General features: G+C 72.5%; 12 protein-coding genes. 6 read left to right on the top strand and 6 right to left on the bottom strand.

Going from position 1 to position 20,613, the window contains the following annotated elements:
• Window positions 1-2: 2 nt before the first annotated feature.
• From DI272_RS45990 to fxsT, 4 genes are all read left to right on the top strand, one after another.
• Window positions 3-3,170: an SAV_2336 N-terminal domain-related protein gene (locus DI272_RS45990; RefSeq protein WP_109496124.1), complete on the top strand. Its 3,168-nt coding sequence runs from the start codon at window positions 3-5 to the stop codon at window positions 3,168-3,170.
• Window positions 3,171-3,262: 92 nt separating this feature from the next.
• Window positions 3,263-3,538 (top strand): hypothetical protein, encoded by a 276-nt coding sequence (locus DI272_RS16615; protein WP_109496123.1) that lies wholly within the window; start codon window positions 3,263-3,265, stop codon window positions 3,536-3,538.
• Entirely contained in the window at window positions 3,535-4,827 is a 1,293-nt protein-coding gene (locus DI272_RS16610; RefSeq protein ID WP_109496122.1) for an HEXXH motif-containing putative peptide modification protein, read from the top strand. Before DI272_RS16615 ends, DI272_RS16610 begins: the two co-directional genes overlap by 4 nt.
• Window positions 4,828-4,904: 77 nt before the next feature.
• A complete protein-coding gene (gene fxsT / locus DI272_RS16605) occupies window positions 4,905-7,907 on the top strand; it encodes an FxSxx-COOH system tetratricopeptide repeat protein (RefSeq protein WP_109496121.1) in 3,003 nt (1,000 codons plus the stop codon).
• A 74-nt stretch (window positions 7,908-7,981) separates the two neighbouring features.
• Here fxsT and DI272_RS16600 read toward each other — a convergent pair whose 3' ends face one another.
• The 4 genes from DI272_RS16600 to DI272_RS16585 form a co-directional block, all read right to left on the bottom strand.
• Window positions 7,982-11,809: a multifunctional oxoglutarate decarboxylase/oxoglutarate dehydrogenase thiamine pyrophosphate-binding subunit/dihydrolipoyllysine-residue succinyltransferase subunit gene (locus DI272_RS16600; protein WP_109496120.1), complete on the bottom strand. Its 3,828-nt coding sequence runs from the start codon at window positions 11,807-11,809 to the stop codon at window positions 7,982-7,984.
• 302 nt (window positions 11,810-12,111) lie between these two features.
• Window positions 12,112-13,257, bottom strand: coding sequence for an ATP-binding protein (locus tag DI272_RS16595; protein WP_109496119.1), 1,146 nt, complete (start codon window positions 13,255-13,257; stop codon window positions 12,112-12,114).
• Window positions 13,254-13,994 (bottom strand): response regulator transcription factor, encoded by a 741-nt coding sequence (locus tag DI272_RS16590; protein ID WP_046261291.1) that lies wholly within the window; start codon window positions 13,992-13,994, stop codon window positions 13,254-13,256. The genes DI272_RS16595 and DI272_RS16590 overlap by 4 nt, the downstream gene beginning before the upstream one ends.
• A gap of 132 nt (window positions 13,995-14,126) precedes the next feature.
• Window positions 14,127-14,804, bottom strand: a complete 678-nt coding sequence (locus tag DI272_RS16585; RefSeq protein ID WP_109496118.1) for a spermidine synthase — start codon at window positions 14,802-14,804, stop codon at window positions 14,127-14,129.
• A 212-nt stretch (window positions 14,805-15,016) separates the two neighbouring features.
• On the opposite strand from DI272_RS16585, the gene DI272_RS16580 reads away from it, so the two are divergent.
• The gene (locus DI272_RS16580) at window positions 15,017-15,751 is read left to right on the top strand and encodes a rhomboid-like protein (protein WP_258314583.1); all 735 of its coding nucleotides are present in this window, start codon (window positions 15,017-15,019) and stop codon (window positions 15,749-15,751) included.
• Between the two features lie 167 nt (window positions 15,752-15,918).
• Here the strand turns inward: DI272_RS16580 and DI272_RS16575 are convergent, their stop codons facing one another.
• Window positions 15,919-17,022 carry a hypothetical protein gene (locus tag DI272_RS16575; protein WP_258314582.1) on the bottom strand — a complete coding sequence of 368 codons (1,104 nt, stop codon included), beginning with the start codon at window positions 17,020-17,022 and terminating at the stop codon, window positions 15,919-15,921.
• A gap of 257 nt (window positions 17,023-17,279) precedes the next feature.
• On the bottom strand, window positions 17,280-17,942 hold the full coding sequence (locus DI272_RS16570) for a GNAT family N-acetyltransferase (RefSeq protein ID WP_109496115.1): 663 nt from the start codon (window positions 17,940-17,942) through the stop codon (window positions 17,280-17,282).
• Window positions 17,943-18,118: 176 nt separating this feature from the next.
• Here DI272_RS16570 and lon point away from each other — a divergent pair, with 176 nt between their 5' ends.
• Complete coding sequence (gene lon / locus DI272_RS16565; RefSeq protein WP_109496114.1) at window positions 18,119-20,533, top strand: endopeptidase La; 2,415 nt, start codon at window positions 18,119-18,121, stop codon at window positions 20,531-20,533.
• Window positions 20,534-20,613 lie beyond the last annotated feature (80 nt).

Here is a 20,613-nt window from a genome sequence, read left to right as displayed (position 1 = left end):
GGATGCAGGAGGGGCATCTGGACGAACTGATCGCCCGACTGCGCCGCGCCGGCCTCGACCTCTCCGCGGAGGACGTGGCGGACGCGGTGTGGCTGGCCCGGTGGCTGGACCAGGGCTCGCCCCGCGCCGCCCCCGGCGGGCCGCCGCTCCCCCCGGCCGCCCAGGAACCGCCGGGACCGGGCACGCCGGTGCGACCGCCCGTCGGCCCCGGCGCGCCCGACCGCCCCGGAACCGCACCGGATGCCCGCCCCGGCGCCGTACCCCTGCACGCGGCGCACCCCGGCCCGCGTCCGCGGACCGGCGGCGGCCAGCCCGCCTTCCCGGTGCGCGCCCCCGCGGCCACCGCGCTGCCCGGACTCCTCGGCCTGGAGAAGGCCCTGCGCGCCCTGGGCCGCTACCGGGTGGCCACCACGACCGCGCAGGACGAGCGGATCGACGAGGAGGCGACCGCCGAACACGCGGCCGCCGCCGGCGTACTGGTACCCCTGCTGCGCGCCGACCGCCGCCACCGCTGCGACATCCAGCTCCTGATGGACACCGGCCCCGCCATGTCCGTATGGGGCCAGATGGTCGAGGAACTGCGGCAGGCCTGCCAGCAGTCCGGCGCCTTCGCCTCCGTACAGGTCCACCAGCTCTACGACGACGGCTCCGGCACCCCCCTCGTCGGCACCACCGCGGGCCCGGGCCGGCACACCCGGCTGCGCGGCGCCGACGAACTCCACGACCCCACCGGCCGCCGCCTCACCCTGGTGATCAGCGACTGCGTGGGCCCCCTGTGGCAGCGCGGCGGCGCACAGCGGCTGCTGCACCGCTGGCCCCGCACCTCCCCGCTCGCCGTGGTCCAGCCGCTGCCGCCCCGGCTGTGGGGCCGTACCGCGCTGCCCGCCGAACCCGGAGTGCTGCGCCGGCCCGCCGAACTCGGCGGCCGTCTCGCCTTCGAGCCCGACGAGGACCCCTGGGACGAACCGGCCGGGTACGCCCGCCCCGTCCCGGTGCTGCAGCCGACCCCCGCGGCCTTCGCGACCTGGGCCCGGCTGCTGTCCGGCACCGGCCCCACCAGCGAGCGCGCCTGGGCGGCCTGGACCACCCCCGACGCGGTACGACCGGCCGCCGGACCGGTGCCCGTGCGGCGCACCGACGACGAACTCCTGCGCGCCTTCCGGGCGAGCGCCTCACCCGGCGCCCTCCGCCTCGCCGTCTACCTCGCCGCGGCCCCCCTCACCCTGCCGGTGATGCAGATCGTCCAGCGGGTCATGCTCCCCGACACCGGCCCCATGGAACTGGCCGAGGTGCTGCTCGGCGGCCTGCTGCGCCGCCTGCCCGGCCCCGACGACCAGCCCTGCTTCGCCTACCCGGGACGCGTCCAGGAACTGCTCCTGGGCGACCTGGAACAGGAGACCGCCGGGCTGGTCCTCAAACACTGCTCCGCCTACGTGGAACGCCACTTCGGCAAGGGCACCCGCAACTTCGCCGCCCTCGCCGCCGCCCAGCTCGCCGACCACGACCCGGCCCCCGCCACCCCGGTCCTCGACGACGGCGGGCCCCCGGACGCCCGGAGCAGCGTCGCGGCCGAGCTGTTCGCCAGCATCCCGGCCCGCGTCCTGCGCTTCTACCAGCCCGACCTGGTGACCCCCGAGCCGCTCGAAGAGGCGGCGCGGCTGCTCGGCCAGTGGCGCACGCTCGGCGACCCGGCGGTCCTGCACCGGGCCAGGGAACAGGCCGAGGCCGCGGTCCGCACCCCCGCACCGGCCGAGGAGGGCGTACGGGCCGTACGGGCCCGGCTCGTCCTCGCCCGGGTCCTGCGCGCCGAGGCGGGGACCGTCGCGGGGCGGGTGGGGGAGCGGAGGGCGGAGCTGCTGCGGGACGCCGTGGCCGCACTCGCCGCGGCCCACGGCGCGGCACCCGACGACAGCGCCGAGCAGGCCGAGTCGGCCCTGGAACTGGCCGCCTCCAGGCATGAGTTGTGGCAGCTGACCGGCGAGCCCGAGCAGCTGTCCGCGGCACTCGACGTGCTGGCCCCCGGCCTGCCGCCCTGGCCCGCGGCGGCCCGCCGGGCGGCGTCACCGGACGAGCCCGTGCCCGCGTCCTGGCCGCCCACCGCCCACCGCTCCCGCCTGCTGCGCCGCGGACGCCTCCTGCTCGACCTGCGGCGGCCCGGCGAGGCGGTACCCGAACTGCGTCAGGCGTGCGCCCTGCTGGACCGCGAGGGTGCCCCCGCCGCCGTGCGCAGCCCGGCCCTGCTCGATCTGGTGCGGGCGCTGCGCGCCGCCGGGGCCGACGACGCCGAGACCCGGGACACCCTGCTGCGGGCCGAGCGGGCCGCGGCCGACGACCCCGGCCTGCTCCAGCCCTGCTATGCGGCGCGCGCCGCGTTCCTCGACGCGACGGGCGCGCCGGGGGAGGCGGACGAGGTGTACGAGAAGGCCGCGCTGCTCGCCCCCGCCGACGGCCCCCGACGCGTCGAACTCCTCGTCGCCTGGGGGGAATCGCTGCTGCGGCGCGCCTCACGGGACGACGGCGAGGGGCTCGTGGACCGTGCGGAGAACGTCCTGCGCGAGGCGCTGAAGGCCCTTCCCGCCCGCTCCGCGCAGCGTGGCCGGCTCCAGGCCCTGGTGGCCGGCGCACTGGCCCAGCGCTTTCGCCATCTCGGCTTCCTGCCGGACCTGTTCGAGAGCCGCCACCTCCTCGGCCAGGCGGTACGCGTCGCGGCCGACGCCGGGGTGCGGGCCGAGGCCTGGCTCCAGCTGGGCCGGGTCCGCCTCGAAGGCTGGTACCGCGCCGGGGCGCCGGTGCTGGTCGAGGCGCTCCAGGCGTACGAGAACGCCGAGCGCGAGGCCCGTCTCGCCCACGGCGCCGATCCCGGGTCGGTCACCGCCGCCCGGGCCCGGTACGGGTGCGGGGCGGTGCTGACGCTCATGGGCCGCTCCAGCGCCGGCCGGGCGGCCTGCCAGGCGGCCCGGGAGCAGTGGCAGCGGCTGGTGGGGGCGTTGCGGGAAGTGGACTGGGCCGATGTGGAACTGGCCCGCCGCAGGGACGAGCATCCCGAGGAGGACCTGGCTCCCGCCGCTCGCGGCCGGGGCATGTCGGAGACGGAGTGGCAGGCGTGGGCGCCGCCGTGGTGGCCGTGGACCGAGGAGTGGAGCAACTGGGCCGAGCATGACCGGAGTTGATCTGGGCCGGGTTTCTGGTTCCGGCCTGTCGGGAAGAAGTGGGCAGCCACTGCGGCCGCGCGGGGGTGGGCCGAGGCAGGGAGGAGCCGAGGGTGGGGGACCAGAGGAAACGGGCAGCCGGCCCCGGTGCTGAGGATGCGCGGGGCGCCTTCCTGCCCGACCTCACCGACGTCGACCTGCGGACCTTGCGTGCCATGGACGACCCGGGCCTCATCGCGGCCGTCGGCCGCGTGCTGCGGACCTCCGCCGCGTTCCGGGAGATGTGGTACGGCGACACGGACCCCGAGGTGACCCGCTCCGGGCCCGGTGAACGTACGTTTTCGGTCGGCCTTGCCGACAAGGACCGGCGCGGGGGCACCGGAGGATGACCGGGACAGCGGTCCCCTCCGAGGTCTTCGCATCGCTCGCGAGGACCCGGCCCACCCTCGCGGGGACGGCGGCACTGCGTGCCGCACTCCACGCGCGTCGCATGCTGCTCGTGAAGTCCCTTCTCGTCCGGGTCGAACAGCAGAGCCGGCTGCTGCCCGCCGCGGTGCGGCGCCGCTTCGAGGAGGACTGGGCCCTGCTGGTGCGGGCCGAGCAGACCGACCCGCTCGCGGCCCGTGACGTCCTCGACTACCCGCTCACCGGCGCATGGCTCGTCGAGGCGCTCGCCACACCGGCGGGCGCCGCCTTCGACCGGCACCTGGCCCATCTGGGAGGCGTGGCGCTCGCGGCCGCCGTCCGCGCAGGCCGGGAGGTCGGCGGCACGCTGCCGGTGCCGTCGGGGACCCTGGCCCTGCCCGGCCTCGGTGTCCTGCGCTGCCCCTCCGGCAGCGTCCGCCTCAGCGCCGGGGCCGGGCTCGTCCACATCAGGGACGCCGAGGGGCACAGCGGCGTCGTGCTGCAGAGCCCGGTGGCCCGTCCGGTCGTCGGCGCTCCGCGCGGGATCGGCAGCGGCCCCGGCTGGTCCGCGCTGCGCACCCTGCCCGGCAGCGTGGTGATTCTCGACGACCTCGACCCGTACCGGGTGCCGCCGCTCGGCATCGGACCGCGGGCCCTGCGCGCGGCCGAGCGTCCCGACTGCCCCCGCCGGCTGTGGGTCCGCCGGTGGGGCGAGGCCCGTGAGCTGCTGGCGGCGGTCGATCCGGGGCGGGCCGCCGAGCCGGGCACCGTGCTGCGGGCCGTGGTGCCGCTGGCCACCGCGGTGCCCCGGGGAGCCGCGCCGGTGGGAGCCACGCTGCGGGCCGCTCCCGGCGCTGCCCTCAGCCAGCTGCCCGCACAGGCCTGGGAGCTGGCGGAGACCCTGGTGCACGAGACCCACCACACCAAGCTGGCCGTGCTCGACGAGCTCGTCCCGCTGTGCCGACGCGGCGGCCCCGCCACGCACCGGGTGGGCTGGCGCCATGATCCACGGCCCGTCCCGGCAGTGCTCCAGGGCGCCTACGCGCATCTCGCGCTCACCGATCTGTGGTGGCGGGTACGGAACGAACCGGCCGCGCCCGCCGCCTGGCGGAGCCGGGCCGACGAGCGGTTCGCGGGGTTCAGGGAAGACGTCGGGCAAGCCTTGTCCCTGCTCCGGGAATCCGATGAACTGACCACTGCTGGAAGGGAGTTCGTCCACGAGATGGGTAGGCATCACGCCGGTCTCGGCGTGCCGACCCATTGCGGACTGTGACGCTGCGTGGGCGAATGACCGCTTTGCGTTAGCGTGTGGCGCGAGAGTGCGGCGGACGCGGGAACAGGGAGCGTGTGATGGCGGAACAGCAGCGGCCGGACAGCGATGGCGCCTCGGCGTCCGAGCGCGTCCTGGTGGTCTTCCCGGGCTACCACCGCTCATGGGCGACATGGATCGCCCAGTGCCTGGAGAGCCACGGACACCAGGCCACACTCCAACGCTGGGACCCGCCGCGCGAGACCCCGCTGGAGGACTCGCTCGGCGACCTGCTGCTGTCCTCCGGCCCCGTCCTGCTCGTGCTGGACGACTGGTTCTTCGAACTGGGCCCCCGTCCCGCGGGCGAGTGGAACGACGCCCTGCGCGGATTCGTCGCGGCCCACGCCGACCGGTTCGCCGCCGTCAACCTCACCAACCGGCCACTGCTCCCGGCCACCGCCGTCCTGGAACCGGCCAGCCTGTGGGGACTGAACGAGGAGGCCGCGGAGGAACGCCTGCTGAGGCGGCTGGGCCTGCAACGCCGACGCGTCCCCAGAGCGGTCGCCCACCGGGCCCGCTATCCCGAGACCCGGTGCGAGATCTGGGGCGAGGTGCCGCGCCGCAACCCCCGGTTCACCGGCCGCGACGACCTGCTGACCACGCTCCACCAGCGTCTCGCCGACGCCGAGCGGGGCGCCGCCGTGTGCACCCTGCTCGGCATGTCCGGCATCGGCAAGACCCAGCTCGCCGCCGAGTACGCGCACCGCTTCAGCCCCGACTACGACGTGGTGTGGTGGATCAACTCCGACGACCGCAACATCCAGCGCGACCGGCTCGGTGAACTCGCCGTCGAGCTGGGGCTGCGCATCGGCAGCGAACCCGGTGAGCGCATCCGCGCCGCCCGCGAGGCGCTGCGCCGCGGGGAGCCGTACACCCGGTGGCTGGTGATCTTCGACGGCTGGGACGACACCGACGGCGTCAACACGCTTCTGCCGCAGGGCCCCGGACACGTCCTGATCACCTCGCGCAACCGCGGCTGGAGCGAGCACAGCGAGGTCGTCGAGGTGCCCGCCTTCCTGCGCCCGGAGTCCACCGGCTACCTCATGCGCAGGGCCCCGCACATCACCGCCGAACAGGCGGACGAGGTCGCCGCCGAGTTCGGTGACGTACCGCTGCCGCTGGTGCAGGCCGCCTCCTGGCTCGGCGAGTCGCGGATGGAGGTGCCCGAGTACCTGCGCATGGTCCGCGAGCGCAGGCTCACCACGGTCGACGAACCGGCCACCGGAGAAGGCTTCCCGCAGTCGTCGATGACGTCCTGGTCGATACTGCTCAACCGGCTGCGCAACGCCCAGCCGCAGGCCATCGACGTCCTCGGACTGTGCACGTCGTTCGCCCCCGGCCGCATCCCGCTCGGCCTCATCCGCGCCTACCCGCAGACCGACCTCCCCGAGGAACTGCGCTGGATGGCCACGGACCTGCCCTCCTGGACCCGGGCCCTGGACACCCTCGTCAACTACTCCGTGCTCACCCGCGAGACCCGCGGTCCGGTCGGCGTCGAGATGGGCCCGCACCAGGAGTCGGTGCACATGCACCGCCTCGTCCACGACATCGTCTCCAAGCTGACCAGTGAGGACGGCCGCGACCTGCACCGCCGGGCGGTCCGCAGCCTGCTGGCCCAGGCCGACCCCGGCAACCCGCTGGACAGCCGCAACTGGCCCCGGTACGCCGAGCTGCTGCCCCACCTGGAACCCTCGGGCGCGCTCAGCAGCACCCAGCCGCGAATCCAGGAGACGGTCCTCAACTGCCTCCGCTACTGCATGCGCAGCGGGGAGTACAAGAGCGGTCTGAACCTCGCCCAGCGGATCCGCGACCACTGGTCGCACATCATGGACCCGCTCGCCCAGCCCATGCTCGACCTGACCACCCAGGAGGGCAACATCCTGCGGGCCAGCGGCAGGTTCCGGGAGGCGTACGAGCTCGACCGCACCGTCCACGCGCGGCTCCGGAGCGCCGAGCCGCGCATGGAGCTGCCCGAACTGTCGGTCAAGGGCGCCATCGCCGCCAGCCTGCGCCACCTCGGCCGCTACGACGAGGCGCACGAGCTCCAGCAGGAGGTGCGCGACGGATACGCCCGCCTGCTCGGCCCGGAGGAGAACCTGACCCTGATCGCCCGGCACAACCTCGGCGTCGGCCTGCGTCTGCTGGGCCGCTACCAGGAGGCGTACGACCTCGACCTGGACACCCTCGCCCGCCGCGAGAACGTGCTGCGCGCACGGCACATCAGCACCCTCAGCTCGGGCAACGCCGTCGCCCAGGACCTGCGCCTGCTGGGGCGCTACCGGGACGCCCTCGCCCGCCAGGAGCCGGTGGTCCGCCTCCATGTGCAGGTCCTCGGCGCCCAGCACCCGCAGACGCTCTCGGCCCGCGGGCAACTGGTCATGTGCCGCCGCCGCGAGGGCGGCCACGTCCAGGACGTGGGCTCCGAGATGGCGAGCCTGCTGGACCAGCTGGCCCAGGTGCACGGCCGCGACCACTACCGCACCCTGGCCTTCATCACCAACTACGGCAACTACCTGAGGGAACACGGCGACCTGAGCCAGGCGCGCGACCACATCGACGAGGCCGAGGCCGGCTACCGCGCCCTCCTCGGCCCCGCCCACCCCGTGGCCACCGGCATGGTCGCCAACACCGGTCTGGTGATGCAGGCCGCGGGCGAGCGGGCCGAGGCCATGGCGATGTTCGAAGCCGCCCTCGCCGGGCTCACCGCCACCCTCGGTCCGGACCACCCCTGGGTCCTGGGCTGCGCCCTCAATGCCGCCAGCGCCCGCAACCTCAACGGCCGTATCGCCGACGCCGTCGAGCTGAGCCGGGACACCCTGCGCCGGGTGCGGCACCAGCTGGGCGACGAGCATCCCCTCACCCTGTCCTGCCAGGTGGCGCTCGCCGCCGACCTGCGGGCGGCCCGCGAGCAGGAGGAGGCCGGGAAGCTGGAGGAGGACGGCCTGCTCGGCCTGACCCGCACCCTGGGCGCCCAGCACCCGCACACCATCTCGGCCCGCCAACGCACCAGGCCCTACTGGGACTTCGAACCCTTCCTGGGCTGACACCGGACCGGCAGGCCGAAGGCCCGGCCCCCCTGAGGGGACCGGGCCTTCCGCATGCGCCGGGTGCGCGAGACCTACGCCTCGAACACCTCACGCACCAGCTGCTCCTGCTCCGCCTGGTGCCGCTTCGCGGAACCCACCGCCGGGGACGAGCCGTGCGGCCGCGAGATGCGGCGCAGGCGCTCGCCGTGCGGGACGTCCGCGCCGACCGCCAGGTCCAGGTGGTCGATCAGGTTGAGCGCGATGAACGGCCAGGCACCCTGGTTCGCCGGCTCCTCCTGGGCCCACAGGTACTTCTCGGCGTTCGGGTACTTGGCGATCTCGGCCTGGAGCTCGGCACCCGGCAGCGGGTACAGGCGCTCGATGCGGATGATCGCCGTGTCCGTGACACCGCGCTTCTGACGCTCGGCCTCCAGGTCGTAGTAGACCTTGCCGGCGCAGAAGACGACCTTGCGGACCGCGGCCGGGTCGACCGACGCGTCGCCGATGACCGGGCGGAACTGACCGGTCGTGAACTCCTCCGCCTTCGACGCCGCGGCCTTCAGACGCAGCATCGACTTCGGGGTGAAGACGATGAGCGGCTTGTGGTGCGGGTTGTGCACCTGCCAGCGCAGGAGGTGGAAGTAGTTCGACGGGAGCGTCGGCATCGCGACCGTCATGTTGTTCTGGGCGCAGAGCTGGAGGAACCGCTCCGGGCGGGCCGAGGAGTGGTCCGGGCCCTGGCCCTCGTAGCCGTGGGGGAGGAGCAGCGTGACACCGCTCGTCTGGCCCCACTTCTGCTCCGCCGACGAGATGAACTCGTCCACGACCGTCTGCGCGCCGTTGACGAAGTCGCCGAACTGCGCCTCCCACATCACCAGGGACTCGGGGCGGGCCAGCGAGTAGCCGTACTCGAAGCCCATCGCCGCGTACTCGGAGAGCAGGGAGTTGTAGACGTTGAGGCGCGCCTGCTCCTCGGAGAGGTACATCAGCGGCGTGAACTCGTCGCCCGTCTCACGGTCGATGATGACCGCGTGGCGCTGGCCGAAGGTGCCGCGCTGCGAGTCCTGGCCCGCGAGCCGGACCGGGACGCCCTCCAGCAGCAGCGAGCCGACGGCGAGGGTCTCGCCCATGCCCCAGTCGATGGTGCCGTCCTCGACCATCGCCGCCCGGCGCTGCAGCTGCGGCAGCAGACGCGGGTGGACGGTGATGTTGTCCGGGATGTTGACCTGGGACTCGGCGATCCGCTTGACGATCTCCGTGGAGACCGCCGTGTTCACGGCCACCGGGAACTCGGCCTGCGGGTCCGAGGACTCCGCCGAGGCCGGCTGGGACGTGGCCTCACGGACCTCCGTGAAGACCTTCTCCAGCTGGCCCTGGTAGTCCTGGAGCGCCTGCTCGGCCTCTTCCAGGGTGATGTCGCCACGACCGATGAGGGACTCGGTGTAGAGCTTGCGCACCGAGCGCTTCTTGTCGATCAGGTCGTACATCAGCGGCTGGGTGAAGGCCGGGTTGTCCGACTCGTTGTGACCGCGGCGGCGGTAGCAGATGAGGTCGATCACCACGTCCTTGTTGAACGCCTGGCGGAACTCGAAGGCCAGCCGGGCAACCCGGACGACCGCCTCGGGGTCGTCGCCGTTCACGTGGAAGATCGGGGCCTCGATCATCCTCGCCACGTCCGTCGCGTACATCGACGAGCGCGAGGACTCGGGGGCCGCGGTGAAGCCGACCTGGTTGTTGATGACGATGTGGACCGTGCCGCCGGTGCGGTAGCCGCGCAGCTGCGACATGTTCAGGGTCTCGGCCACCACGCCCTGGCCCGCGAAGGCCGCGTCGCCGTGCAGGGCCACCGGCAGGACGGTGAAGTCCGTGCCGCCCTTGTTGATGATGTCCTGCTTGGCGCGGGCGACGCCCTCCAGGACCGGGTCCACCGCCTCCAGGTGCGAGGGGTTGGCGACCAGGGAGACCTTGATCTGCTCGCCGTCCAGACCGGTGAAGGTGCCCTCGGCGCCCAGGTGGTACTTCACGTCACCGGAGCCGTGCATCGACTTCGGGTCGAGGTTGCCCTCGAACTCGCGGAAGATCTGCGCGTACGACTTGCCGACGATGTTGGCGAGCACGTTCAGCCGGCCGCGGTGGGCCATGCCGATGACGACCTCGTCCAGGCGCGACTCGGCGGCGGAGTCGATGACCGCGTCGAGCAGCGGGATGACGGACTCGCCGCCCTCCAGGGAGAAGCGCTTCTGGCCGACGTACTTCGTCTGCAGGAAGGTCTCGAAGGCCTCCGCCGCGTTCAGCCGGCGCAGGATGCGCAGCTGCTCCTCGCGCTCCGGCTTGGTGTGCGGGCGCTCGATGCGGTCCTGGATCCACTTGCGCTGCTTGGGGTCCTGGATGTGCATGAACTCGACGCCGGTGGTGCGGCAGTACGAGTCGCGCAGCACGCCGAGGATGTCGCGCAGCTTCATCAGGGACTTGCCGGAGAAGCCGCCGACCGCGAACTCGCGCTCCAGGTCCCACAGGGTGAGGCCGTGCTCGGTGATGTCGAGGTCGGGGTGCTTGCGCTGGCGGTACTCCAGCGGGTCGGTGTCGGCCATGACGTGGCCGCGGACCCGGTAGGAGTGGATCAGCTCGAAGACACGGGCGGCCTTGGTGACGTCGTCGTCGTGCGACGCGTCGATGTCCCGCAGCCAGCGGACCGGCTCGTAGGGGATGCGCAGGGCCTCGAAGATGTCGTCGTAGAAGCCGTTCTCGCCGAGGAGGAGGTTCGCGACGATCCGCAGGAACTCGCCGGAGGCGGCGCCCTGGATGACCCGGTGGTCGTAGGTCGACGTGAGCGTCATGACCTTCGAGATGCCGAGCTTGTTCAGGGTGTCCTGGCTCGTGCCCTGGAACTCCGCCGGGTAGTCCATGGAGCCGACGCCCATGATGACCGACTGGCCGGGCATCAGGCGCGGGACGGAGTGGACGGTGCCGAGGCCGCCGGGGTTGGTCAGGGAGACCGTGACACCGGAGAAGTCGTCCATCGTCAGCTTGCCGTCACGGGCGCGGCGGACGATGTCCTCGTAGGCCTGCCAGAACTCGAAGAAGTTCAGCGTCTCGGCCTTCTTGATGCCCGCGACGACCAGCTGGCGGTCGCCGTTGGGCTTCACCAGGTCGATGGCGAGGCCGAAGTTGACGTGCTCCGGCTTGACCAGGGTCGGCTTGCCGTCCTTCTCCATGAAGGAGTAGTTCATCGACGGCATGGCCTTGATGGCCTGCACCATCGCGTACCCGATGAGGTGGGTGAAGGAGATCTTCCCGCCCCGGGCGCGCTTCAGGTGGTTGTTGATCACGATGCGGTTGTCGAAGAGCAGCTTCACCGGGACCGCGCGCACGGACGTGGCCGTGGGCACCTCGATCGAGGCGTTCATGTTCTTCGCGACCGCGGCGGCGGGGCCGCGCAGCGTGACCAGCTCGGGACCCTCCGCGGGGGCGGCGGCCGCCGCGGCGGGCGCGGCCTTCGCGGCCGGCTTGGCGGCGGCGGGCTTGGCCGGAGCGGCAGCCGGGGCCGCGGCCGGAGCCGGGGCGGCCGGCGCGGGGGCCGCGGCGGCGGGCTGCGGGGCGGCGGCCGGGGCCGCGGGAGCCGGAGCGGGCACCGACGGGGCCGCGGGCGCCGCCGGGGCGGCGGGCGCCGCCGGGGCGGCGGGCGCGGCCGGAGCGGCCGCGGCAGGGGCGGCCGGCGCAGCCGGGGCGGCAGCCGCGCCCGGCTTGTAGTCGGCGAAGAAGTCCCACCAGGCTCGGTCTACCGAATTCGGGTCCTGGAGGTACTGCTGATAGATCTCGTCGACGAGCCACTCGTTCGGTCCGAACGCGGCCGCGGGGTTCTTGCCCGCTTGGTCTGCGTCGGTCGAGATGCTCGAGTTACTGGGGGACTGTGGCGACACGGCGGCAACCGCCCTCTTCCGCTTCACAAGGTGATGGACAGCGGGAATAAAGGCTACGCCTCCAAGACCCAGAAGGTCAGGCCGGGCCGGTTCATCGTCGTGTAAGTCACATGAAAAAGCGTGTTTCGGCGCTGGAAATGGCGGGAAACAAGCGTGGTTCCGGTTCTCACGGCGTCACCCGGGAAGGGGTGAGCGGGGCCCTGGACGCCGATGGCGCGGGCCTGTGGCCTTGCGGAGCCCGGTCACACGTGTTCGTCAGCGCGGACGCCCGTGGATCTTGAAGCTCCGCTTCGAACTTTACGTCAACTTGGCAGAGATGGAAGTCCCGGGAGAGTGACAAGAATCCTGCATCCCCGCTCGGATTCGGCCACTCCGATCCGGCCGCCGTGCAGATCCACCGCCCAGCGGGCGATCGCCAGCCCGAGCCCGGTGCCGCCGTCGCTGCCCGGGCCGTGCGGCCGGGTGATGTTGCCGCGGTTGAAGCGTTCGAAGACGCGGTGCCACTCGGAGCGCGGAATGCCCGGACCTTCGTCGAGGACCTCCAGCTCCAGGGACTCCGGCAGCACCCCCCGGCGCGCCTTGACCGTCACCCGGCCGTGCGGCGGACTGTGCTTGACCGCGTTGTCGATGAGATTCGCCACCACCTGGTGGATACGCTCCGGGTCCGCGTGCGCGGTCAGCTCCGGCGGGGTCACGTCCAGGTGCAGATGCACGTCCGTACGCGTGTGGCTGCCGGACCCGGAACCGAGACCGGCGCGGGCCGAGGCGACCATGTTGGCCTCCTTCAGCACGCCCGACAGATACGGCCACACCTCGAAGCGGCGCTTCTTCAGCGGTACGACGCCGTTGTCGAGGCGGGAGAGGTCCAGCAGCGTCTCGACCAGCCGGCCGAGCCGCTCCGTCTGCTTCAGGGCCGTGCGCATCGTCTCGGGGTCCGCGGGCGACACCCCGTCCACGATGTTCTCCAGCACCGCCCTGAGGCCCGCGATGGGCGTCCGCAGCTCGTGGGAGACGTTCGCCACGAGTTCCTTGCGCTGCTGTTCCTGGGCCTCCAGGTCGTCGGCCATCCGGTTGATCGTCTCGGCGAGGTCGCCCAGCTCGTCCCGGCGGTTCTCGCGGACCCGGCGGGTGTAGTCGCCGTGCGAGATGGAGCGGGCGACCGCATTCATCTCGTCCAGCGGGGCCGTGAGCGAGTGCGCCACGAACTGGGTGATCAGCAGGGTGGCGATCATCGAGAAGACGGTGATGAAACGGATCTCCGTCTTCGTCTGCACCGCGATCATCGACAGGCCCGTGGTGATCAGGACCGAGGCGACGACCAGCGCCCCCAGCTTGGTCTTGATCGAGAACGGGCGTACGCCGCCCCAGGGCTCACCGGGAGCACTCCTGGGTTCCCCGGGGCCCTTGAGGCTCCCGGGACCTCTCCGTCCGGCCGGACCGTCGCTCATGGCGTCGGCGTCTCCAGGGCGTACCCCACGCCGTGCACCGTGCGGATCCGCTCGGCGCCGATCTTCCGCCGCAGCGCCTTGATGTGACTGTCGACCGTGCGGGTGCCGGAGGCGTCCGCCCAGTCCCACACCTCGGCCAGCAGCTGCTCCCGGGAGAGCACCGCGCGCGGGGTGTTCGCCAGGCACACCAGCAGGTCGAACTCGGTCGGCGTGAGGTGGACGTCCTCACTGCGCACCCGCACCCGCCGCTGCGCGTGGTCGATCTCCAGCTCGCCGAGGCGCAGGATGCCCGAGCGGGGCGTGGCCGCGGCCAGCGCCGCCCGCTCCACCCGGCGCAGCAGCACGTGCACGCGTGCGGCCAGCTCCCGCATCGAGAACGGCTTGGTCATGTAGTCGTCGGCGCCCACGCCGAGCCCGACCAGCATGTCGGTCTCGTCGTCCCGCGCGGTCAGCATCAGCACCGGCACCGGACGGGCGGCCTGCACCCGTCGGCAGACCTCCAGCCCGTCGAAGCCGGGCAGCATGATGTCGAGGATCAGCAGATCGGGCTGCCAGGCCTCGGCCGTGTCGACCGCCGCCGGACCGTCGCCCGCGGTCTGCACGAGGAATCCCTCGGCGCGCAACCGGGTCGCGATGGCCTCCACGATCGTCGGGTCGTCCTCGACCACCAGCACTCGGCGCTGCGCGCCCGGGGTGGCCGTAGCCGTGCCGTTGTGGGAGGTGTGTGTCTGCTCCATCGCCCGCCCCAAAAGTTGCTTTCCGGAATCAGTGGGGTGATTCCGCTCTCTGGCTTGCCTGCGCATGCTTGCGATTGACGCTTGAATGATCTGCGTCAGGGAAGCAGAGTACGGGGAGTCACCGCGCCTCGGCTATCCAGGTCGGACGCCGAGGTGCACGACGTCCGGAACGCCCCGGGCAACCGGGATCTCTTCGGTACGCACCTGCTGGAACCCGGCATTCCATAGGGAACTTTCAAATTCCGGAGAGGGCTGCGCCGACCACACCGCCAGCACGCCGCCCGGCGTCAACACCCTTGCGCAGCTTGCCAGTCCGGCCGGCGAGTACAGGCCGTCGTTGCCCTCGGTGACGGTCCAGTCGGGGCCGTTGTCGATGTCCAGGCACAGCGCGTCGTACGTGTCCGATGTCTCATGGACGTAAGTGACAAGATCTGTTTCCAGAACCTTTGCGCGTGCATCCGCGAGGGCCCGGGAGGAGAGTGCGGACAGCGGACCGTGACGGTGCCAGTCGATGATGGCCGGCTCACGCTCCACCACCGTGATCCGGCCCCAGCGCGGATTCTCCGCGGCGTGTGCGAGCGAGAAGCCCACGCCGAGCCCGCCGATCAGCACACTCGGCGCCGCCCTGTCGTCGAGCGCGGCGAGCGCCGCGTCGACCAGCAGCCGCTCCGAGCGCCCGTCGGAGGTGTCCATCAGGAAGCACCCGTTGGCGATGATCTGCAGCAACTCGCCGTGCCGGCGCAGCACGACCTCGCCGTGCGGGCCCTCGCGACGGTCCAGGACTTCAGGGGTGTCGTACGAGATGGGCATCGGTCCATCTTGGCAGGTCGGTGGCTGCTGCACAGGAATTTCTCCGGGCCCCGCGGGCCCGGACGCGGGCGGGCGCCGGGCCGGCGGGCGGGTCCCGAACTCGGCGGCGGTTCTTGAGAAGTGGCTGTGAATCGGGGGACGCGTGGCGCCGGTCACAGACAGGCGGGTGGTCGGGCGCGAATCGTGGGGTGAAACGGAAGGAGCGCGTCACGGTGGAACGAACGGAGACGACCCGCCTTCCCGAGGTGTCCGGGCTGCTGGACGGCATTCCCGGCCAGCGCGTCCCGTCGCCGGCCGCCGAGACCGCCCCGGGGCGCCCCCACGTCCGTCCCTGGCGTCTCCTCCCCACCGCCACCGGGACCCCGTTCACCTTCGGTTACGCCGTCGTCCTCGCGTTGACCTCCCTCATCACCGAGTACGCCGACCCCGGCCTCGTCCACTCCCTCCTCCAGGGCTCCAGCACCGATGTGGACCACCTGGTGCGGACGCCGGTGCTCGTGCTGGCGGCGAGCGCGCTGTGGATCGTGGGCGGGCTGCTGTCGCCGTACGCGGTCGGCTTCCTGCTCGTCCTCACCGCGCTGGAGCGGCGGATCGGCGGGGCGCGCACGGCGGTCGTCTTCCTGCTCGGACATGTTCTGGCCACGCTGGCGACGGAGGTGCCGGTGGGGCTCGCGGTGCTGGCCGGGCAGCTGCCGGACAGCTCACTGCACCGCCTGGACTACGGCATCAGCTTCGGCGTCGCGGCGAGCTTCGGGGCGTTGACGGGGCTGCTGCGGCCCTGGGTGCGGTGGCCGTTGCTGGTGCTCTTCGGGGCGACGCTGGTGCAGGACCTGGTCGCCTTCAGCGATCCGTTGAGCAACTGGGGGCATCTGATGTCGCTGGGGATCGGGGTGGCCACGTGGCCGTTGGTCAGGCGGTGGCGGGGAGTTGGGCGAGGAGTTCGGTGACGATGTCGTCCGGGGCGTGACGGGAAGGGCATCGGTACACGTCGGTACACATCGGTACCGGGTGCGCCGGAGAATTCGGCGAGGTCCGTTCGGTCGTGGAGCAGGTCCTCGCCGACGCCGACGCCGAGGGTGCGGCGCCGTGTTCCGCAGCCGGGCCGGCCCTTCCCTCAGGCTCCCCCTGGCGACTGCGGCGGCGTCGCCCCGCCCGGTACTCCGGTCGGCAGCCCCGGTATCACCGGCGGCGCAGGGGGCTCGGTCTGCTTCAGGCGGTTGTAGACCGCGTCGAAGGTGAAGCCCGAGACATAGCCGACGGCGAGGACGAAGAAGAGCAGACGGCGCACGCCCTCACCGGCCAGGATGTCGGGGGACGCGGCGAGTTGGGCGGAGACGAACAGCAGGAAGGCGAGGCCGCCGGCCGACATGCCGAGGACCGCCGTACGCGCCCAGTGGGTCTCGCGGTCGAAGACGGTCCGGGTGATGGCCCCCGACGTGCCGGTGGCCAGGGCGCCCACGATGAGCGCGGTGACGTTGACCGCGGTGCTGGACTCGACGGCGTAGGTGAGCGGGATGGTGGCGAAGCCGAGCAGGAGCAGCAGCATGCCGGTGACCGCGCCCAGCCCGGCCCGCAGGGTGGCGCCGCGCCGGGACAGCGCCTCCTCACGCTGCTTCTCCGCACGCCGCTCCCGCTGGGTACCCAGCAGCCGCACCAACCGCTGGGCGCTGCCGGGACCCCATTGGGCGCCCATGGCGGACACCTCGTCGGGGGTGGCGTGATGGGTGGACCGGTTCATGGTCTCCCATACCTTGCGGGCCGAGCCGCCGAAGGACGCCAGCGGGTACACCGGTATCCCGAACGCCAGGCAGATCATCCCCGTGATCAGCGTCGAACGGCCGCCGCCGACGAGGACGACCCCGTCGACGTCCCGCAGCGACCGGTAGAAGCTGACCTCCCAGTCGTTGCCGGGCTCGTAGCGCAGGTCGAAGACCTCGGACCGCTCGTCGCGCAGCGGGAAGTCTGTGTCGCCGTCCTCGTAGGGCGGCCGGACCTGGACGGAGCCCGGCGGCAGGTCCGGCCGGGTCAGGAAGCCGCTGACGACCCGGCTCTCGATGAACTGCGCCTCGCTGGAGTACACGATGATCCGGCACCCCTGGGCGGCCAGCTCCGCCCCGATCTCCTGGCAGGCCCTCAGCGCGCCGTCCGCGTCCGTCAGCGGCGGGTCGAGCCGCCGCGCCGGATCCGCACTCCCCATCACAGCGATCAACGGTCCCATCGGCCGTCCCCCCTTCGCGCCGGCTCAGGATACGGCGACGCAGGGGTTCACTTCCGTCAGTTCCCGCCCCGCAAACGGGCCTTGGCTGCCGCCGCCAACTCCGTTGCCCTGACAGTCTGTTCGTGGGCGAGGCTTGCACCGTTGCGGCGGTAGCGCAGCTGGTACGGGGCGGCGCGCAGGCCGTAGTACTCGCGGAAGGGCGGTCGCCGTGGCCGGTCGCGGAGGGCGCTCTTATCCACCCCGCCCGATCCGGAGGCTCAGCGCCCCGTGAACCGCGCGCTCGTCAGCATCCCCGACACCGTCCACCCCAGCGACTCGTACAACGCCCTCCCCTCCGGCGTCCCCGCCAGGACGCACCGCTCGACTCCCTGTTCCAGCGCGGCCCTCTGGAGGGTGTGCATCACGAGGGTGCCGAGGCCGCGGCGCCGGTGGCCGGGGGAGGTGGCGATCTGGTCGGCGACGGCGGTGGCGCCGGTCGGGGCGAGCTGGCCGCGGGCCGCCCAGGAGCCGTCGGGGGCGGCGATCATGGTGCGGACGACCCCGCCGCGGGACCAGGTGCGCTGCCGGTAGCCGTCGGGGAGCGTCCGGAGGCCGTCGGCCTCCGGGGCCGGAGGGCGGGTCAGGGGCAGGGTCATCAGGTAGCCGGGCTCCGGGTCGATCCACCAGTCCGCGCCCAGCCAGTCGCCGACCACGGCTGGATCACGGAACACCTTGAGCCAGATCCCGGCCCCGGTCACCGCCTCGGCGGCCTTCCGTACGTTCGTCTCGTCCACGGCGTCGCCGAGCGCGCCGAGGACATGCCGGGTGACGTGGCCGTCCATGCCCATGTCGATCGTGCAGCCCCAGGGTTCCGGGACCGGTGGCGCGGCCCCGCGCGAGACGACCCACCCGTCCACCCATGCCTGCACGGTCTCGTCCACGCCATCCCCCAGTAATGATTGAAAGTGCTTAGCGGCTATTACCTGCGCCCACGATACGCGGCCCGTCGCGTGCCCCGACAGAAGTGATCGCTCACAGCGAACGCGGCCCGGGGAACATTCGGAGGCTCACGCGCATTGAGTCGGCATAGCTCAACTTGACTGCCGAAAGGGAGATCATGGCTTCGACGTCCAACCCGCTCACTCTGCCTGTGCTGCCGCTCGACGACGAGGTCGTGCTGCCCGGAATGGTGGTCCCGCTCGATCTGAACGACGCGGACGTACGCGCCGCGGTGGAGGCCGCCCAGGCCGCCGCCCGTTCGGAGCCCGGCAAGCCCAAGGTCCTGCTGGTCCCGCGCATCGACGGCACGTACCCGAGCACCGGTGTCCTCGGCACCGTCGAGCAGGTCGGCCGGCTCGCCGACGGCGACCCGGGCGCGCTCATCCGCGGTCGCGGGCGCGTGCAGATCGGCGCCGGGACGACCGGGCCGGGCGCGGCGCTCTGGGTCGAGGGGACGAGGATCGACGAGACGGTGCCCGAGCCGCTGCCCGGCCACGTCACCGAACTGGTCAAGGAGTACAAGGCGCTCGCCACCGCCTGGCTGCGCAAGCGCGGCGCCTGGCAGGTCGTCGACCGCGTGCAGGCCATCGACGACGTCTCCGCGCTCGCCGACAACTCCGGCTACTCGCCCTTCCTGACCACCGAACAGAAGGTCGAGCTGCTGGAGACCGCCGACCCGGTCACCCGCCTCAAGCTCGCCACCCAGCAACTGCGCGACCACCTCGCCGAGCAGGACGTCGCCGAGACCATCGCCAAGGACGTCCAGGAGGGCGTCGACAAGCAGCAGCGCGAGTTCCTGCTCCGCCGCCAGCTGGAGGCCGTGCGCAAGGAGCTGCGCGAGCTCAACGGCGAGAAGGAGGGCGAGGAGTCCGACGACTACCGCGCCCGCGTGGAGGCCGCCGACCTGCCCGAGAAGGTGCGGGAAGCGGCGCTGAAGGAGGTCGACAAGCTGGAGCGGTCCTCCGACCAGTCCCCTGAGGGCTCCTGGATCCGCACCTGGCTGGACACCGTCCTCGAACTCCCGTGGAACGAGCGGACCGAGGACGCCTACGACATCCAGGGCGCCAAGGCGGTCCTGGACGCCGAGCACGCGGGCCTGGAGGACGTGAAGGCGCGGATCACGGAGTACCTGGCGGTGCGCAAGCGGCGCAGCGAGCGCGGGCTGGGTGTCGTGGGCGGCCGTCGCGGCGGTGCCGTCCTGGCCCTGGTGGGCCCGCCCGGCGTCGGCAAGACGTCCCTCGGTGAGTCGGTCGCGCACGCCATGGGCCGCAAGTTCGTCCGCGTCGCCCTGGGTGGCGTCCGCGACGAGGCGGAGATCCGCGGTCACCGGCGTACGTACGTCGGCGCGCTGCCCGGCCGGATCGTGCGGGCCGTCAAGGAGGCCGGGTCGATGAACCCGGTGGTCCTGCTGGACGAGATCGACAAGGTGGGCTCCGACTACCGCGGCGACCCGGCGGCGGCGCTGCTGGAGGTCCTGGACCCGGCACAGAACCACACCTTCCGCGACCACTACCTGGAGGTCGAACTCGACCTGTCCGACGTGGTGTTCCTCGCCACGGCGAACGTCCTGGAGGCGATCCCGGAGGCCCTGCTCGACCGTATGGAGCTGGTCCGCCTCGACGGCTACACCGAGGACGAGAAGGTCGTCATCGCCCGTGACCACCTGCTCCCGCGCCAACTGGAGCGGGCGGGCCTCGACAAGGACGAGGTGACGCTGGCGGAGAGCGCGCTGCGCAAGCTCGCCGGCGAGTACACGCGCGAGGCGGGCGTCCGCACCCTTGAGCGCTCGATCGCGCGGCTGCTCAGGAAGGTCGCCGCCCAGCACGAACTGGGCGAGCGGAAGCTGCCGTTCACGGTGACGGACGAGGACCTGCGGGCCCTGATCGGCCGCCCCCACCACGTCCCCGAGTCCGCCCAGGACCCGGCCGAGCGCCGCACGGCGGTACCGGGTGTGGCGACGGGGCTGGCGGTGACCGGCGCCGGCGGTGACGTGCTGTTCGTCGAGGCGTCGCTGGCCGACCCGGAGACGGGCGCGGCGGGTCTGACCCTCACCGGTCAGCTGGGTGACGTGATGAAGGAGAGCGCGCAGATCGCGCTCAGCTTCCTCCGTTCGCACGGCGCCGAGCTCGAACTGCCGGTCGGCGATCTGAAGGACCGGGGCGTGCACATCCACTTCCCGGCGGGCGCGGTCCCGAAGGACGGCCCGAGCGCCGGCATCACGATGACGACGGCGCTGGCGTCGCTGCTCAGTGGCCGGCTGGTCCGCACGGACGTGGCCATGACGGGAGAGGTCTCCCTGACCGGCCGGGTCCTGCCGATCGGCGGCGTGAAGCAGAAGCTGCTGGCCGCGCACCGGGCGGGCGTCACCACCGTCATCATCCCCAAGCGCAACGAGGCCGACCTGGACGACGTCCCCGCCGAGGTGCTGGAGAAGCTGGAGGTCCACCCGGTGACCGACGTCCGCCAGGTCCTGGAGCTGGCGCTGTCCCCGGCCACGAACGGGGCCACGCCGGAGGTTCCGGTCGCGGCGTGACGGACGCGACCGGATGAGGGAAGGCCCGGGTCCCGTGAGGGAGGCCCGGGCCTTCGCCGTCCGTGCGCGTACGGGGAGGG

It is taken from the genome of Streptomyces sp. Act143 (assembly GCF_003143935.1).
Lineage (GTDB): Bacteria > Actinomycetota > Actinomycetes > Streptomycetales > Streptomycetaceae > Streptomyces.
The sequence above is the reverse complement of the archived record's forward strand: the minus strand, read 5'-3'. Positions and strand labels throughout refer to the sequence as shown.

What these genes read in the sequence shown, in the direction of transcription:
- DI272_RS45990 (WP_109496124.1), top strand. Translation starts at nt 3, where the DNA reads ATGCAGGAGGGGCATCTGGACGAACTGATCGCCCGACTGCGCCGCGCC.
- DI272_RS16610 (WP_109496122.1), top strand. Translation starts at nt 3,535, where the DNA reads ATGACCGGGACAGCGGTCCCCTCCGAGGTCTTCGCATCGCTCGCGAGG.
- fxsT (WP_109496121.1), top strand. Translation starts at nt 4,905, where the DNA reads ATGGCGGAACAGCAGCGGCCGGACAGCGATGGCGCCTCGGCGTCCGAG.
- DI272_RS16595 (WP_109496119.1), bottom strand. Translation starts at nt 13,257, where the DNA reads ATGAGCGACGGTCCGGCCGGACGGAGAGGTCCCGGGAGCCTCAAGGGC.
- DI272_RS16590 (WP_046261291.1), bottom strand. Translation starts at nt 13,994, where the DNA reads ATGGAGCAGACACACACCTCCCACAACGGCACGGCTACGGCCACCCCG.
- DI272_RS16585 (WP_109496118.1), bottom strand. Translation starts at nt 14,804, where the DNA reads ATGCCCATCTCGTACGACACCCCTGAAGTCCTGGACCGTCGCGAGGGC.
- DI272_RS16575 (WP_258314582.1), bottom strand. Translation starts at nt 17,022, where the DNA reads ATGGGACCGTTGATCGCTGTGATGGGGAGTGCGGATCCGGCGCGGCGG.
- lon (WP_109496114.1), top strand. Translation starts at nt 18,119, where the DNA reads ATGGCTTCGACGTCCAACCCGCTCACTCTGCCTGTGCTGCCGCTCGAC.